Raw genomic sequence first — 16,370 nt, forward strand, 5'->3', positions numbered from 1 at the left:
TGGAGGGATCCGCGACTACTGTTGACATCCTCCGCTCTTTCCCAGCGACTCCACGATCCGGTCTGCTGTATAGCCATCCCCAAAAACAGGAGCCACCTGAGTGAAATCCACATGAAAAGTTTCCACATATTCGATTATTTTCCTCTTATTTGCCCCGACAAGGACGTTGGCTTTTTGTTCCACCGTCTCTGTCCATTCCGTTTCATCTCGCATCGTGATACAGGGAACTTGTAGGAGAAAGGCTTCTTTTTGCACTCCGCCGGAGTCGGTTAAGATTTTGGCAGCATTCATTTCAAGGTGGAGCATATCCAAATAACCTACAGGCTCAATCACTTTTAAGCGGGGATTGGTCAAGTTGACTCCCTGTTTCTGCATTCGGTTGCGCGTCCGTGGATGCAACGGCAGGATCATCGGGGATTCCAGTTCGTTTAAAGCCGACAGGATTTCCTCCAACCGATCGGGGTGATCCGTGTTTTCTGCACGGTGCAGAGTCACGAGGAGATAAGTCCCCGGCTCCATCCCCAGCTCCTCCAGGATGCGACGGTCATTGGCAAGTTCCCGATTAAACCGAAGCGCATCCACCATCACATCCCCCACATGAACCACCCCCCGGCGAATCCCCTCTGCAGCCAGATGTTGAACTGCCGTCTCCGTGGGGCAATACAGAATCTCTGCCATATGATCCGTCAAGACACGGTTGATCTCTTCGGGCATCTGTCGATTAAAGCTACGAAGCCCGGCCTCCACATGGGCGACGGGAATATGGAGCTTAGCAGCGGCCAGGGCCCCTGCCAGCGTCGTATTGGTGTCTCCGTAAACCAATACCCAGTCCGGTCGTTCCTGAATCAAGACCTGTTCCAATCTGGACAACATTTCTCCGGTCTGGGCCCCATGGCTTTTGGAGCCCACTTCCAGATGATAATCTGGCCGGGGAATCTTAAGTTCTTCAAAGAAGACCTCGGACATTGTCGTATCATAATGCTGGCCGGTATGGACCAAAATTTCTGTTTCCCGTCCCCTGAGACATCTGGAGACCGGAGCCGCCTTGATAAACTGCGGACGTGCTCCCACCACCGTGACTACTTTCATGATTCTCACTCCTTACAGGGATCCCTGATTTTCGGATTCTCTGCGTGGGAAGTCCCTCTGTTGGGGAAACGGCATTATCCGGTCCCTTGTTCCAGTATTTACACGTTCTTTATTTATCTTTTTAAAAAAGACCCCTTATAAAAGGGGTCTTGGGCCGAGCCATACTCAGATGGGGTCCTGAATTGCAAACATGATTTCTCCTTCGGCTACCACTTTATCTTTCACCCGAGCCACTGCCTTCCCCTTTCCGAAAGAGGGACGCAGTTTCGACATCTCCACTTCCAACGTGAGTGCATCCCCTGGGCTGACCTGACCACGAAAACGAAACTTATCAATCCCCGCGAAAAAAGCCAGCTTCCCCTGGTTTTCCTCCATTCCGAGTACAGCGACAGCCCCTACCTGGGCCAAGGCTTCCACGATCAACACTCCCGGCATCACCGGTTGACCGGGAAAGTGCCCCTGAAAATGCGGCTCCGTCATGGTCACATTTTTGATCCCAACAGCTCGCTTCCCCGTTTCACATTCGAGGATGCGATCCACCAGCAAAAACGGATAGCGGTGGGGAATCACTTTCTGGATCTGATTGATATCCATCTCCATCTTGGCAAACCTTCTTTCCCTATAAGTGATTCATAGGCTTGTGAATCGGCCATGTATCAGTGGAGCTATAGATCACCACGTAAACTTCACCTGCATCGCTACTACGGCAACACAGGTTTTTCTTGCCATCACCCATGTCAATCGACTGCCTTGTATCATTTTGATTTTAACACAATCGGCGGGATTTCTAACCAAAAAGGCCAAGGTTCCGAACCCTCATTTGGATCCCGAAGCTACTTTCCCTCAGGGCTGTTGATTAATCACAAAGTGGATGATGGGAACGAAACACTCCTTTCGCTCTTCCCATTGCGTAAAATATCCCTTGAAGGGGCGGGAATGGTGGGACGGCTACGATCTCTTGCAAAGCATCACCGTCCCACCATTCCGATTTTATCCCCTACCCAAAATATGGATAAATCAACACACCTGACTTTCCATGTATGAAAGAAGGAAAGCCTTATTACAATAAAAGTGTCCCCCTGCTGGCATGCGGCGAGGGGTTCAAATAAAAGGCACCGGAGGAAATTCCCCCGGTGCTCTTTTTCATGCATGTTTTTCCACGGCTCTTGCCACCGCCTGGTGCACTTGAGGATCCAGAGGATGAGGTACCAAGTCCCCTTCCTTGGTGCATTCGGCGATCGATGTCGCAGCCGCCACCAACATCTGTCTGGTGATTGCTTTGGCGTTGGCGTTGAGTGCCCCCCGAAAAATCCCTGGGAAGCCGAGCAGATTGTTGACGGAACGGCCATCGGCCGCATAGGCAGCCCCGGCCCGCTCAGCCACATCTGGCTCAATCTCAGGCTTGGGATTGGAAAGAGCCAGGATCACTTGTCCCTTTCGAACCCATTCCTCTTGGATCAAACCGGGAACACCGGTGGTGGCCACCACGATATCCACCCGATCCATCAACTCATCCAGGCCATCTACGGTCTCACCGCCGAGACTCGACAAGCGTTCCTTCGCTTTTTCCGACTTGTCGGCACCGATGACCTGCCTCACCCCGTAATCCATCAACATCCGGCAAATGGCGATCCCCGCAGCTCCCAAGCCGATCTGCCCGACGACGGCATTTTTCAAATCGACACCTGCATTCTTGCACGCGGTGATCACCGCCGCCAGGGTAACCACTGCGGTACCATGCTGGTCATCGTGCATCACCGGAATATCCAGCTCCCTTTTCAACCGCTCCTCCACTTCAAAACAGCGGGGAGATGAGATATCCTCCAACAAGATCGCGCCGAAGCCGGGAGAAATATTTTTGACCGTTTGGATCATTTCCTCCGGGTCCTGCGTAGACAACAGAATAGGAACCCCACTGATCCCCACAAATCGGTCAAAAAGGGCTGCTTTTCCTTCCATGACTGGTAATCCGGCCACCGGGCCGATATCGCCCAACCCCAAAATAGCCGTTCCATCGGTTACAATGGCAACTGTATCGGCGATGGAGGTATAGTGACGGGATTTTTCTGGATTTCTGTGAATTTCACGGCTGACGTCGGCTACTCCAGGGGTATACACTCGACGCAGATCGGCCAAAGAGCGGATATCCAACCGACTCTTCATGCGAATCTTCCCGCCCTCATGGGCCCGTAACACATCGTCAGATACCGCATGTAAGCAGATTCCGTCTCCAAGAGAACGAATCCCTTCTACAACTTGTTCCAGCTGTTCTTCATCATCACAAGAAACGGTAATAGTACGCAGGGTAGTCGCGACTCCCACTTTCACGGTTTCAATGTCGCCAATATCTCCCCCCGACAAACCGATGGAGGTTGCCACCTTTCCCAAGTTGCCTGGAAAAGACGGGGTTTCCACCACCAGTGCCCGGATAATATTTCTGTCAGTCAAAACGGACACCTCCCACAACCCCAAAGCCGATGCCATCAAAGAGAAGGAGAATCAGTTTTCCCCTGATTCTTTTCCTCACATGGATCGTTCGTTGAGCAGATTAAATTGAATCAGATAAACCAGTGCTGTAATAAAGGAAAAGATAATCACACCCCAAAGGAATACCGTTCCCATCGGGAGCTCGAACATCAGCAGGAAAAGAGCAACATAGTAAAGAATAGTGGTTAGTTTCCCCATGATGTTGGCCGGAACCGTCAGCCTCCCTCGAAAATGGAAAAAGGCAGAGGCGATAATCATCCCCAGATCCCGGAGGAAAATCGCAACCGCCGCAGGGATACTGATGCGTTGTGATATAAGCAGGGAAAGAAATACAGCCAACATCATCAATTTGTCCGCCAGAGGGTCCAACATGATCCCCAACTGTGTCACCTGACTGTGTCTTCTGGCCAGATATCCATCGATCACATCGGTGATCCCCGCCAGCAGAAGCACCGCAAAGGCCCACTGTATCCGATAGGGAAGATCGGAGAAAAAAATAACCAGATAAATCGGGATCAGGGTAAACCTCATCAAGGTGACTATGTTGGGTAAATTCAATTGGAGCCCCTCCTCAAGGATTCCATCGCTTGTTGATACCCGGAGCAAACCTTGGAGTGATGAGAAAAAGACCCGTCTCTACCGCCCGGGTGTTCCGGGCGGGGACGGGTATTACCCGTAGATAAGATTGTATAAGTGCTCCCATAATTCTCGGGTAAATACTTCACCAGCCGGGTCATCTCCGATGACACTATAACCGATTAACAACCCCCCAGCCAAGGCCGCCACAAGCAACAAAGGGAACCAGATAAAGGTGTACATCAACACCTTTTTGGTAAACTTCTTCTTCCCCTCGGTCTCCGATACTTCCTCACTGTCCTGATCAGCCACTGGGACGTCAGGTTCACCTAGTGAACTCTCTTCTTTCGTCCGTTTTTCGTCGGGTTCGGGGTCAGTCTTCACGCCCTCCCCAGAGTCCCCTTTTTTCCACTTCAGAACCCCGGTCGGCTTGGGATAGTCTTCCGATTGCACCGAATCCTTCGGCGTGACATCAGGATCTTCCTCGCCTTCCCCATCCTCCGACCCCGGAAGGGATGGGGAAGGCGCTGCCCCCATCCCTCGGTCGTGATCCAGCTGGTCCTCCCAGTCCGTTGGGGACTCAGGGTCCCCTGTGTTCGGACCTTTGGACGGGTTCGGATCTTCTCCACTCCCGCCAGTTTCTACCTCGACGGGCTTAGAGGCGGATTCCGTTTGCTCCTCCACATTTGGTTCAGGAGAAGCTGGGGAGACAGTCGGATTCGTCAGCTGCTCATCTGTTTCCGCTTGCTCCTTGTTTGAAGCTCTCACTTGAGCTTCTTCCAAATTCGATTCCGAGTTTTTGGCCCAAACTTGGGTTGGTTTTTCTTCTTTTTGCTGCATAACTATCCTCTCCGAGCAGCCGTTATGGTGGGATGAGACGGGTCCGCCCCCGGCCTGCCTGTCCAACCCAAAAAACGGACCCGCCTATTTATGTATTTCCTTTTTAAAACGCCAGCAACAGATCTCCATAAATAAAATATATCGCAACTCCAGCGCGAAGTCCACTGGAAACCCAAAGCTTCCTTCAAACAGAAACCAGGTGGAATCTGGAACCTTTTCCACCCTGGGTTTCCTCTGTGCTATGCAATCCGGAGCGGCCGGTGAGACCTATGGCCTCTATGTACCGACCCAAGCGGGTTCCATTGGTTGATGGTGGGCGGGGTGTGCCAAAGCGGGGTCCTCCTCAGATTTTTGTCGTCTCCAATTTCTTCTCCTTTTGCGGGCGTACCCTTTTGTATTTAATCTTTGTCGCTTCCCCTCCCCGCAGATGACGAATAGATTTGTGGTACTCCAGAATTTCCTTGACTTGGTTGGCCAATTCGGAGTTTATCTCGGGTAACCGCTCCGTAAGATCCTTGTGCACAGTGCTTTTGGAAACCCCGAACTCTTTTGCAATCGTGCGGACCGTGTTTCGGGTTTCCACAAAGTAACGTCCAATCTTAATTGTCCGCTCTTTGATGTAATCGTGCACTCCCCTCGCCTCCCTCTTCGAATGTCTGGTACATTATATGAGCTGTCTTGCCGGTTATTCTCATCTAACAAGCCCTGACAAGCCTGATTTCGCCATTTTTTAGCCAATTTTCCGACCCTAGGTGGAGCAAAAAACAAAAAAAGATCCGCTCCCTAAGAGCGGATCCGACATGCCGATTTCAATTCTGTTTCAGATAAGTTGCGGGATTGACGGATTCACCACCTTTTTTCATTTCAAAATGTAGGTGGGTACCCGCCTCTTTTTCGAATTTATTGTGACCGGCTTCTGCAATTTTTTGACCCTGTTTCACCTTGTCTCCGGTTTTCACCATCACACCAGCCAAACTTTGGTACACAGTGGTCAGGCCGTTTTTATGTTTTACTTCCACTAAATGGCCTGTCAGCGGATTCTCCTCCACCCGCAGGACTTTACCAGCCTGAACGGCAGTTACATCAAAGGTTTTTCCGTCTTTGCGGGCAAAGTCCCAACCGGCATGAGGCCAAAAGGTATTGGCATAATGGACCAAGGCGGCCTCTTTCGACTTTTCAGAACCTGCTTCATCGTAATACTCCATCGTGACCTCTGCTTTGGATCCGGGAGAGACCGGCAGTTTCATTTCCACCGCCGTTTTGTCCGTCGGCGCCGTCTCCTCCTGCTTCAACTCTTCCAACCCGGTGTTGGGCTTGGTCACACCCAGGTCCTGGGCGCTTTGGTACCACCAAACCAGGCTGAGAATGAGTGCTGCAGCTGCTAGATAAACTGCGGGGAAAAACCATTTTTTCGACATCCACCTTTTCCACTTCAGTCGGGAAATTTTTTCAACCGATCCCGTCGGTTTGGAGTCTTCTGGTTTCATTTGAGTTATCACCTCAGGATCCATTGTGGACACGGAACCCTGGATTTATACCTTTTTCCCTTCTTTTTTCATATATATTCCAAATGGAATCAAGAGATTGGCTCCACTTCAGCAGTCTACCAATCTCACTTGAATAAGTGGAAGAAGGGAACCGATGAACTCCACCCGACCTATAGATTCGCCAACTTTTATGTGGGGAGATCCTGTTCACCACTCCAATGCCCCAGAGGGCATCCGTCTTGTCGAGGTCCTTCCACTCCCTGAGCGGGAAAGAAATAAAAGACGGGCCGCTGTAGAGCATGTGGAAGCTACATACAGAAAAAGGTTGCTCTTCCACCTTAACTCTTCGCCAGGGTGGAAGGGCAACCTGAATATAGGGCTTAGCCCATTTGGATTGTAGTGCCTGTGGCCAACCTTTATATAGGGCTTCAGCCCATTTGGATTGTAGTGCCTGTGGCCAACCTGAATCTAAAGCAACAGCCTCGATTCGTGTTATTTTTTCTTCATATAAGCGTCCATCCTCCCGATCTCCACCCCGCGGTAGTAATGTTGGATGATCTGCTTGGCTGACTTTCCTTGTTTGCCCATAAAGTTAGCCCCCCATTGGCTCATGCCCACCCCGTGACCATATCCTTTGGTTTCCACTGTGACTGTACCTTTCGAAATTTGAAAGCTAAAATCGGCGGAGGCAAGATCGAGTGCTTCCCGAATCTGCCGCCCGCTGAACACTTGGTCCCCGACCTGAACCTTGTCGACACTGCCACCCGCCGTCCGTTGGGTCACCTGAAGCCAATCCCCTCCGGCGGTGGATGCTTCCACGGCCACTTGTTTTCCCGTGGTTTGGGAAACCTGATCTACAAAATCTGCCACCGGAAATTGCTTTCGGTCACGATATTTGGGAGAAGATTGATCCCAATGGGAAGGGACGCTCCGCAGATAGGGATACTCTTGTGCAAAATAGTCCTCAGAGTTCTCCGTTTTGCCGTTACTGGTGGAAAAAAAGGCAGCATAGATCGGCTTTCCCTGATACTGAATCACTTGACCCGCAGTTTCCGCTACCGCTTGATTGATTCGGGTGGAATTGGTTTTATAATCCTCCCCCCACTGTTTTTTCAGTTGTTTATCCGTAAGAAAGACCTGGTGATTCACAGTATCGGTCACATGTGCTTGGCTCGCCTGTTTCCCCCACTTGGCCATATCGGAGAAGTCCCTGCGGGACAATCGGTCCACGATGTAGGTCCGCGCAGCAAAGGCTTGTGCCTTCAGAGCTTCAGGATGAAAATCGACTGGCATTTCCGCGGCCACCACGCCCCGGATATATCTTTCGATCGGAAAGGTCTCCACTTTTTTCTCCTTGCTGAGATAAACCTTCACGCTGGGGCCTGAATCCAAAGATGCGGATGAAGCCTCCCCTTCGACCCGTTTGTTGGAATGGGACGGGTCCTCCCGATCCAAACTGACCAAAGCTGCTGGAACGACAACCATCACTCCGATCAAAACCGCCAAGATCCGGATCATCCCTTTGTGCAATCCGATCCGCCTCCTCGAAATCCCCCTGGGACAACCTCTCTTCCAACCTATGAGGAGGACAGCCGAACTAGAACAAAAAACCGCAGTCCAGACCCTCTGGCTGCGGTTAAGTCTTCATATTTAAGCAAATGAGTGCTGAACGTCCATCTCTTCGGTTTCTTCCACCGTCACCCGTTCGATATCGGCACCCAATGCACGCAATTTTTCAACCAAACCGACATATCCTCGATCGATATGATGCAGTTCCGTCACTTCCGTCGTCCCCTTGGCCACGAGACCCACCAACACCAGGGCTGCACCAGCCCGCAAGTCTGTCGCCTTCACTTGGGCACCGGACAGCGGGAGACCTCCTTCAATCAGTACGGATCGGCCATCGATTTTCATCTGGCCTCCCATCCGCTTCATCTCTTCCACATGCATAAAGCGATTTTCAAATACGGTTTCAGTCAGCATGCTATTACCCTTGCAGGTCAACAGTAAAGCCATCATTTGAGACTGCATATCTGTGGGGAAGCCGGGGTAGGGCAAGGTTTTAACATCCACTGGTTTCAGCGGTTGATCCGCCCGGACATGAACGCCGTTGACCCCCTCCAGGATCTCCACTCCCATCTCTCTCATCTTGGCGATCAAAGGATTGAGATGGTCAGAGATAGCCCCTTCCACAAACACTTCTCCACCGGAAATAGCAGCGGCCACCATATAGGTACCAGCTTCGATCCGGTCCGGAATCACGGTGTATTCCGTACCGCGTAGGAAATCGACACCGTCGATCCGAATGGTGTCGGTACCGGCTCCCCGGACCCGGCCACCCATAGCATTGACAAAGTTGGCCAAATCGACGATTTCCGGTTCACAGGCCGCATTTTCAATGACCGTGCGACCTTCTGCCAAAGCAGCAGCCATGATGATATTCTCTGTAGCCCCGACACTGGCCACATCCAGATAAATCCGGGCGCCTTGTAGTCGCCGAGGAACTGTCCCCTCGATAAAACCCTGACCAATGGTGAATTCCGCTCCCATCGCTTCAAAACCTTTGAGATGCTGATCAATGGGGCGGCTCCCGATGGCACAACCGCCAGGAAGAGGAATGCGGGCATGTTTTTTCCTGGCGAGCAGCGGTCCCATCACCAGAAAAGAGGCCCTCATGCGACGAACGAGATCATAAGGGGCTTCTGTATTTTCTACAGATTCAGCTTGGATCCGGATGGTTTCGCTATCGGTATCCAGATCCGTAGTAACACCCAGACTGGCGAGCAACTGAGTGATTGTTTTTACATCCTCCAACACAGGAACATCCCGGATAATGATATCCCCCCGAGATGGCAAGATGGAAGCAGCAATAATCGGAAGAACGGCATTTTTCGCTCCATGAACCTTCACCCGTCCTTTTAACCGATTGCCACCTCGAACGACGATTTTGTCCAAGACTTTTCCCTCCGAGCATATCTAGTATTCTATCGTGATGATCGGGGTCCCCAGGGTAAGAAGGATCTGCCGGCCGTCATCACCGACCTTGGCTGCCACCTGAACATTCATCGTTCCACCCTGAGTTTTCAAGCCCCCGTTGAAAAGAGGGGTATGCGCAGACACACTTGTGGTCCGTTCCGTCCGCATCGATTCGACTTCCTCAGCCCCGAGCTTCTTGATCACTTGATCGACCTGTTTTTCCCGATCGCCTCTGTTTACTCGGTGCCCAACGGAAAGCTTCCCCTGTATGGAAAAATGAGTGCTTGTGTCTATCTGGAATTTCTGCAGCGTGTGGAACAGACGGCCACGGATTTCAACCAATTGTGCCTGGTTCAACGGCCCGTGACCTGCTGCACGTATAGAAATATAAGGTTGTACAAAGGGCTCTTCTAACCTATCGTTGATAACGACCATTTTCACCTGAAGGTTTCGATTCCATTTTCCATGTGCCTCATAGCGCATGCCATCGGTTCGGCTTTGGGTATGAACCGCACCCAAGTCCAACTCGTCGGCCAATTGTTCAGCCAACTCAGGAAGGTCCTCCGAAGCCATCCTTTCAGGAGTGCGACTTCCCGCATGCAACATATGATGATTCATTTTTGCCCCTGTCTGTTCAAACACCCGGAGCAATCTTTCTTCCTGGGATGGATTTTGAGCAGAAGCTATCAGAAAGATCGATAAAAACAGCCAGACCCAGACAGCAATTCTTTTCCGGCTCACCTTTATCCTCTCCGTCCCTCTTTTTCACCATTGTTCACGGAAGCGAGAGAGGATATACCTTTCCTGCTTTCAGAAGGGGCTTAAAACAGTTGGCGGATCATGCCCGACCAACCCATGTAATCAATAAAGAAGGTGGCCAAACCATGCCCGAGAACGATCGCCAGGATCACCTGTAACGCTTTCCCCTGGATCCCTCCGGGTTCACGCAGAAAAAGATCAAAACGGACATTCTGCAATACCCACCAACTCAGGGTGATACAGATCAAGGATGTCAAGATATTCACAAGTGCAGAGACGGCGAATTCAGTCGCTCCATCCATATGCTTATGCACCCCCGGCACAGTGGGTTCACGATACCCCCATGCTAACCTAAAAGCAAAAGGAACGCAACGTTTTTCCTTTTCCTTGAGATGCTGAACCATTGGCGAAAAGTTTACAGGACCTTCCTTCTGCCCGAATGAGACGGATTCCCCAGGGGCTCCCCCTCCCTCACTCGCCATAACAGGCTGGAATAGTCCCTCCGCGGCGCGCAATTCCTGCCTGGACTTCACAAAATTTTTTTGGGGAAATTACAGAAAAAATGGAATGGAGAAACTCCCATGTCTCCAATGTTCCTGTACGTAGCCATGAAATGGGGGGTGCCTGGATAGTGATCGCAGGTGTCGATCACTAGAGTGACGGCCTCTCTCTGGGGGCTACCCACCAGGGGATTTTCATCTTTCACAGGCGTGTTGATCAGCTACATTTTAGGCAGGAAATAAGGTCGGGTTGGTGGGACGGTGAAGAGCCTTTTCACTCTTTGCAAGAGATCCTAGCCGTCCCACCAGCCCTGTCCCCTCAAGCCATATTTTGCGATGGGGACAATGGGAAGAGCGAAAGGTCAGTTTTGTTTCCATCACCCATTTCCTGGTTCATCAACGGCCCTGTCTCTTTCATCCTGACTGTCATCGGCCTTTGGCTGGACCGGCTGATGATAGCAGGTAGAAGTTCTACCACAGCGGCGATCGTGGATTTCTTGGTCTACTCATTGCTTATTTACGGGTTGCCATACTTGCTTCCATCGGTTTATGCCAACACCCATACAGCTCTAACGGTGGGCCTGCTCCTGGCTGGATCGGAATTGTTCTTCCAGCCCTTGTTTTATGTGGTGGCTGGAAAAGGGTAACACATCGAGGGCTTCTTTTTCCATGGATACGAAAAAACCCCTTCCGCAAAGAAGGGGCGAGGGAAAGGGGTCACTGTTCCATCGACCCCGAAAGCGGCTGAAAACCCTGAATCCAATCCAGAGTGGCCAAGGGGTCGAGAACCCACTGGGGGAAGAATCCAAGAAGGAGAGTTCCAGCGAGGGCCACCAGAATCACCACTCCCACTGGAATTGGAATCTGCACTTTGGATCCCTGTAGCGCTGGACGGAAGTACATCATGCGGATGATCCCGAAATAGTAAAAGTAGGAGACGACCGTCGTAGCCAGCATCACCACTGCGATCCCATAGGCTTCCGCCGTCACTGCGTGAAACAGGATATAAAACTTCCCGAAAAAACCGGCAGTGATCGGAATTCCCGCTAGGGAGAGAAGGAAGACCGTCATCGCCGCCGCCATCCAGGGCGACCGGCGAGACAATCCGGCAAAAGCCTCCATCCCTTCCTTCCCGGTATCCCGTTCCACCAGCATCACCACAGTAAATGCACCCAAGGTCATCCAGAGATAAGCCATCAAGTAATAGACAGTACTCTCAAACATCAACGCCCCGGTCAAAGTAGCGACAGGCACCAGCAGGTAACCAGCCTGGGCAATCGCTGAATAGGCCAGCATTCGTTTGGTCTGAAATTGCCGGAGGGCAGCCGTGTTCCCCAGGATCATAGAAACGGCGGCCAAGGTCAACAGAGCTGGACTCACCAGTTCCATCCACGGCCCCGCCTGAAGGAGGAACAGATAGACGGACAACAGCATACGCAGGATGAAGGCAAATGCAGCGGTTTTCGATACTACCGCTAAAAACGAGGTTACGGTTGTGGGGGCACCCTGGTACACATCTGGAGCCCACATATGAAAGGGGGCGGCGGCCACCTTGAAACCGAATCCCAACAACATCAAAAACAGGGATAACAGAACAAAGGATTCATAACCCCCGCTGTATGCCTCGGCCAGACGTTGCTGAGCTGTGTACAAGTGGGTAGTGCCCGCCAATCCGTATACAAAGGACATCCCATATAGGATAAAAGCGGTGGACACACTGCCGAGTACAACATATTTCCAAGCTGCTTCATTGGAAGCGAGCCGTTTCCTCCGGATTCCCGCCAGGATGTAAGAGGAGAGGCTCAACAGTTCCAAACCGATAAAGAGGGTGATCAGATCGGCAGAAGAGGTGAGGAGCATCCCCCCTAACAGTGCCGTCAGCAGAAGATAAGTGTACTCCCCCCGCGCCTCCCTCGGCCCGTCATCCCGGTGGGAAGCCAATAGCACCAAAGCCGTTCCGACCAGGAGAATCAGTTTGAAGGTGAGGGCAAAGTCGTCTACGCGATACGTGTCTGACAAGATCTCCGCAGGAGGACCTCCCCATTGCCGAAAAACAACCACACCCGCTGCCATCACGGCCAAAATCGCCACCCCATTGAGCCAATTCCGGTCGATCCGCTCCTTTAACAACAGATCGATGATGGACAACAGGGCAGCTGCTGAAACAATGATCAATTCCGGAGCCAACACCGTCCAGTCATAATCCAGGAAGTATTTCTCCATCCCCTACCCTCCGATCCTCGACGCAATCGTCTGCAGAGTGATTTGCATCGGTCCTCCGAGGACGTTGGGCCAGACGCCGATCAGAATAATCAAGCCCAGCAAAACCAACATCGGAGCCGTCTCCACACTCCGGCCATCCCGGATCCGAGACCAGCGCTCCCGTTGCGGTCCAAATCCGGTCTTTAAAACGGCCTGAAGGGTGTACACCGCAGCCAGGACCAGCCCCAGGGTCCCCAAGGCAGCCAGGATCGGCTCTTGCTGAAATAGGCCGAGGAACGCCAGAAATTCCGAAATAAATCCTGACATTCCCGGCAACCCCAGCAGGGCCAATCCACCGGCCAGAAAGATTCCCGTCAGCACCGGAGCCGGTCGAGCCAGCCCTCCCAATTCACCGATTTCGGTGGTTCCCGTCCGCTCAACCAAGCTTCCGATATAGAAGAAGAGGAGCGCGGAGATCAAGCCGTGGGAGACCGCCTGAAATACCGCCCCAGTCAGGCCCGCTTCATTCAAAGCGGCGATACCGAAAAGAATGATCCCCATATGGCTGACGCTGGCAAAGGCGAGAATCCTCCTCAGATCCGACTGTGCAAAGGCGAGAACAGCCCCGTAGAGGATATTGACCAAACCCAGAACGGCGAGAATCGGAGCACTCTCTCGGATGGGATCGGGAAAAAGTTCAACTCCGAACCGGATCAGCCCGTAGGCCCCCATTTTCAGCAGGACACCAGAGTGAATCATCACCACTGCTGGAGGTGCTTCCTTGTGAACCTTCAACATCCAGGTATGGAAAGGAAAGATGGGGAGTTTGATGGCAAAGGCCAACATGAGACACAGGAAACTTCCCCAGAAAATCCCATGAAGAGCCGGCTGGGCAAAGAGTTGCTGAGTTTCCGAACCCTGAGCCCATTCCCGGATCTGATCGAAATCGAGAGTCTGGTAAAGAACGAACAGCCCGATGATCCCCAACAGCAGAAAGGCCGACCCCAAGCCGTTATAGAGGAGATAACTGTTGGCCGCCCGCTCCCGGTAGATCCCTCCCCAGATCCCGATCAGAAAATACAGCGTCACCAAGGTCACCTCGAAAAAGAGGAAAAAGAGGAACAGATCCCGGGCTAAAAACACACCCAGCATGCCAGCTTCCAGCAGCAAAAACATCAGAAAATATCCTTTGTGCCGCTCTCGGATGTACATGGAAGCGCAGGCCGCCAGAGTCGCGATGATCGCCGACAACAGGATCAATGGAAGGGACAGCCCATCCACTCCCAAGTGATAACTAACGGACCAAGAAGCGGCTGGACCTTGAACCTGCGGCAGATGGATCTGGAACCAGGTCATCGACTGCTGTAATTGCACCCCACCCGATCCCGGATCAAAGCGGGCAAACAGGATCAAGGCCAACACCAGCGGCGGCAGAGTCCCCAAAAAACCTACCCGTTTTAGCCAGCTCACCTGTTCCCGAGGAATAAGCAGGAGGACCGCCACTCCCAGCAAAGGAGATAACATGATCCAGGTGGGAAGCCAGTTGAACCAACTCTCCATCATCTGAACAACCTCCCCGCTGTCAGGCAGAGAATCATCAGAACCAGTCCAACGATACTCACCAAGGCATAGGTCTGAGCCTGACCGTTTTGGATCCGTGTGAAAAGACCTCCCGCCGACCGGACCAGTGTACTCACCCCTCCGACCGCTCCTTGCACAATCCAGCGGTCAAATCCCTTCAGGAACGTTCCCAACCACCGATAGGGACGCACCCAAACCAGGCCATAAATTTCGTCCACATAAAATTTCCTGTACAACAATCGCTGGACTCCGGGAAATGCACGGGAGACCCTATGAGGGTTAATGCTTTTTTTGCTGTACATCCCCCAGGCGAGAAACACGCCACCCACTGAGACGAGGATGGAAAGAAACGGGATCCAGCTCGGAGCGGTTCCTGAGGTCCCCGAGATTTCCATCCCCTCCGTCAACCACCGCTCCAGTGAGTCCCCCGGAAAATTGAGGAATCCGCTGACTACTGCAAACAAGGCCAAGGCTCCCATCGGCCAGATCATCACCGATGGAACCCCTCGGGGCTCCTTCTGTTCCCGCGCCTCTCCCCCGAATACCAGGAAGAAGAGGCGAAATACATAAAAGGCGGTTAAAAAGGCGGTCACCACCCCAATCCAGAACACTCCGAACCGGCCGTCGGCATAGGCAGTCCCTAAGATTTCATCCTTGGAAAAAAAGCCTGCGAAGGGCGGAATGCCAGCGATGGAGAGACATCCGATCAAAAAGAGCCACCCCAGCTGCCGATGACTTTTCCAGAGCCCCCCCATCCTTCGAATATCCTGTTCTTGATGGAGAGCCAGGATCACTGCACCTGCCGCCAAAAATAACAACGCTTTGAAAAAAGCATGGGTCATCAAGTGGAAGACTCCGGCGACGTATCCTCCAGCTCCAAGAGCCAGCATCATATATCCTAGCTGACTGATCGTGGAGTAAGCCAATATGCGTTTGATATCATACTGGACCAAGCCGATCCCAGCGGCAAAGATCGCCGTGAACGCTCCTGTCCAGGCCACCGTGTCCATCGCCACCGGTGACGAAGAAAATAAAGGAAACATCCCGGCTACCAGCCAAACCCCTGCTGCTACCATCGTCGCCGCATGAATCAAGGCACTGACCGGAGTGGGACCCTCCATGGCGTCCGGCAACCAGGTATGTAATGGGAACTGAGCGGATTTGCCCACCGCTCCTACAAAGAGAAGCAGGCTAATCAGTGTCACCGTCCCAGGGGGGATCTTCCCGGAACCCACCGCTTCAAAAAGTGGGGCAAACTCAAAACTGCCCACGTGCACAAAGGTGAGGATCACCCCGATCAGCAACCCAATATCTCCGATCCGGGTCACGATAAAAGCTTTTTTGGCCGCCTGTTTCGCTTCCGGTTTAAAATACCAGAAACCGATCAGCAAAAATGAACCGACACCGACCAGCTCCCAAAAAATATACAGTTGTAGCAGATTAGGAGAGAGGACCAGCCCGAGCATAGCAAAGGTAAACAAGCTCAGGTAGGCATAGAAAACCGGAAGGCGCCTATCCCCCGACATGTATCCTCTGGAATACACCTGCACGAGAAAACCGACCAAGCTTACAATTAGAAGCATCAATGTATTGAGAGTATTCACTTCGATTCCGAACCGGATCGTCGTCTCCCCAAAGGAAAGCCACTCCAGCGTAAACACGTGGTCTTTCCCGCCCAGTCTCTCCCACCATACCGCCACCGCTCCTGCAAGGGAGAAGAAGGCCGCCAGAGAGCCCACCCCAGATGCCGTCCCTTCGCTGAAATTTTTTCTTCCCGCCAGGAGCAAGACGAAGGCCACCAAGGGAAAGAGGGGGATTATCCACGCATATTGGATCATGGGATCACCCATCCTTCATCTGATGTTGATGGTGC

15 protein-coding genes are annotated in these 16,370 nt (G+C 52.2%); 1 reads left to right on the forward strand and 14 read right to left on the reverse strand.

Annotation, left to right across the window (positions count from 1 at the left end; translation table 11 throughout):
- Nucleotides 1–15 precede the first annotated feature (15 nt).
- The 11 genes from wecB to JOD24_RS06185 form a co-directional block, all read right to left on the reverse strand.
- On the reverse strand, nucleotides 16–1,089 hold the full coding sequence (wecB, locus tag JOD24_RS06135; protein ID WP_429246531.1) for a non-hydrolyzing UDP-N-acetylglucosamine 2-epimerase: 1,074 nt from the start codon (nucleotides 1,087–1,089) through the stop codon (nucleotides 16–18).
- 165 nt (nucleotides 1,090–1,254) lie between these two features.
- On the reverse strand, nucleotides 1,255–1,689 hold the full coding sequence (fabZ, locus tag JOD24_RS06140; protein ID WP_380165117.1) for a 3-hydroxyacyl-ACP dehydratase FabZ: 435 nt from the start codon (nucleotides 1,687–1,689) through the stop codon (nucleotides 1,255–1,257).
- A 543-nt stretch (nucleotides 1,690–2,232) separates the two neighbouring features.
- Nucleotides 2,233–3,537: an NAD-dependent malic enzyme gene (locus JOD24_RS06145; protein WP_380165115.1), complete on the reverse strand. Its 1,305-nt coding sequence runs from the start codon at nucleotides 3,535–3,537 to the stop codon at nucleotides 2,233–2,235.
- 75 nt (nucleotides 3,538–3,612) lie between these two features.
- The gene (locus JOD24_RS06150) at nucleotides 3,613–4,134 is read right to left on the reverse strand and encodes a CDP-alcohol phosphatidyltransferase family protein (protein WP_380165113.1); all 522 of its coding nucleotides are present in this window, start codon (nucleotides 4,132–4,134) and stop codon (nucleotides 3,613–3,615) included.
- Nucleotides 4,135–4,245: 111 nt separating this feature from the next.
- Nucleotides 4,246–4,992, reverse strand: coding sequence for a DNA-directed RNA polymerase subunit beta (locus JOD24_RS06155; protein WP_380165111.1), 747 nt, complete (start codon nucleotides 4,990–4,992; stop codon nucleotides 4,246–4,248).
- A gap of 343 nt (nucleotides 4,993–5,335) precedes the next feature.
- Nucleotides 5,336–5,623 (reverse strand): sporulation transcriptional regulator SpoIIID, encoded by a 288-nt coding sequence (gene spoIIID, locus JOD24_RS06160; RefSeq protein ID WP_380165109.1) that lies wholly within the window; start codon nucleotides 5,621–5,623, stop codon nucleotides 5,336–5,338.
- Between the two features lie 178 nt (nucleotides 5,624–5,801).
- Nucleotides 5,802–6,479 (reverse strand): peptidoglycan DD-metalloendopeptidase family protein, encoded by a 678-nt coding sequence (locus JOD24_RS06165; RefSeq protein WP_380165107.1) that lies wholly within the window; start codon nucleotides 6,477–6,479, stop codon nucleotides 5,802–5,804.
- 492 nt (nucleotides 6,480–6,971) lie between these two features.
- Nucleotides 6,972–8,009: a stage II sporulation protein D gene (spoIID, locus tag JOD24_RS06170; protein WP_380165105.1), complete on the reverse strand. Its 1,038-nt coding sequence runs from the start codon at nucleotides 8,007–8,009 to the stop codon at nucleotides 6,972–6,974.
- A 120-nt stretch (nucleotides 8,010–8,129) separates the two neighbouring features.
- The gene (murA, locus tag JOD24_RS06175) at nucleotides 8,130–9,434 is read right to left on the reverse strand and encodes a UDP-N-acetylglucosamine 1-carboxyvinyltransferase (RefSeq protein WP_380165103.1); all 1,305 of its coding nucleotides are present in this window, start codon (nucleotides 9,432–9,434) and stop codon (nucleotides 8,130–8,132) included.
- Between the two features lie 21 nt (nucleotides 9,435–9,455).
- Nucleotides 9,456–10,196 carry a YwmB family TATA-box binding protein gene (locus JOD24_RS06180; RefSeq protein ID WP_429246532.1) on the reverse strand — a complete coding sequence of 247 codons (741 nt, stop codon included), beginning with the start codon at nucleotides 10,194–10,196 and terminating at the stop codon, nucleotides 9,456–9,458.
- Nucleotides 10,197–10,276: 80 nt separating this feature from the next.
- The gene (locus JOD24_RS06185) at nucleotides 10,277–10,516 is read right to left on the reverse strand and encodes a DUF1146 domain-containing protein (protein ID WP_380165099.1); all 240 of its coding nucleotides are present in this window, start codon (nucleotides 10,514–10,516) and stop codon (nucleotides 10,277–10,279) included.
- 566 nt (nucleotides 10,517–11,082) lie between these two features.
- Between JOD24_RS06185 and JOD24_RS06190 the strand changes: the two genes are divergently transcribed.
- The gene (locus tag JOD24_RS06190; protein ID WP_429246533.1) at nucleotides 11,083–11,361 is read left to right on the forward strand and encodes a hypothetical protein; all 279 of its coding nucleotides are present in this window, start codon (nucleotides 11,083–11,085) and stop codon (nucleotides 11,359–11,361) included.
- A 70-nt stretch (nucleotides 11,362–11,431) separates the two neighbouring features.
- Here the strand turns inward: JOD24_RS06190 and JOD24_RS06195 are convergent, their stop codons facing one another.
- From JOD24_RS06195 to nuoL, 3 genes are read right to left on the reverse strand one after another with little or no spacing between them, the layout of a single operon-like run.
- Entirely contained in the window at nucleotides 11,432–12,937 is a 1,506-nt protein-coding gene (locus tag JOD24_RS06195) for an NADH-quinone oxidoreductase subunit N (protein ID WP_380165095.1), read from the reverse strand.
- Between the two features lie 3 nt (nucleotides 12,938–12,940).
- Entirely contained in the window at nucleotides 12,941–14,479 is a 1,539-nt protein-coding gene (locus tag JOD24_RS06200; protein ID WP_380165093.1) for a complex I subunit 4 family protein, read from the reverse strand.
- Complete coding sequence (gene nuoL / locus JOD24_RS06205) at nucleotides 14,476–16,335, reverse strand: NADH-quinone oxidoreductase subunit L (protein WP_380165091.1); 1,860 nt, start codon at nucleotides 16,333–16,335, stop codon at nucleotides 14,476–14,478. The genes JOD24_RS06200 and nuoL overlap by 4 nt, the downstream gene beginning before the upstream one ends.
- Nucleotides 16,336–16,370: the final 35 nt, after the last annotated feature.

Origin of the sequence: Kroppenstedtia sanguinis (genome assembly GCF_050433445.1) — a bacterium.
Classification (GTDB): Bacteria; Bacillota; Bacilli; order Thermoactinomycetales; family DSM-45169; genus Kroppenstedtia; species Kroppenstedtia sanguinis.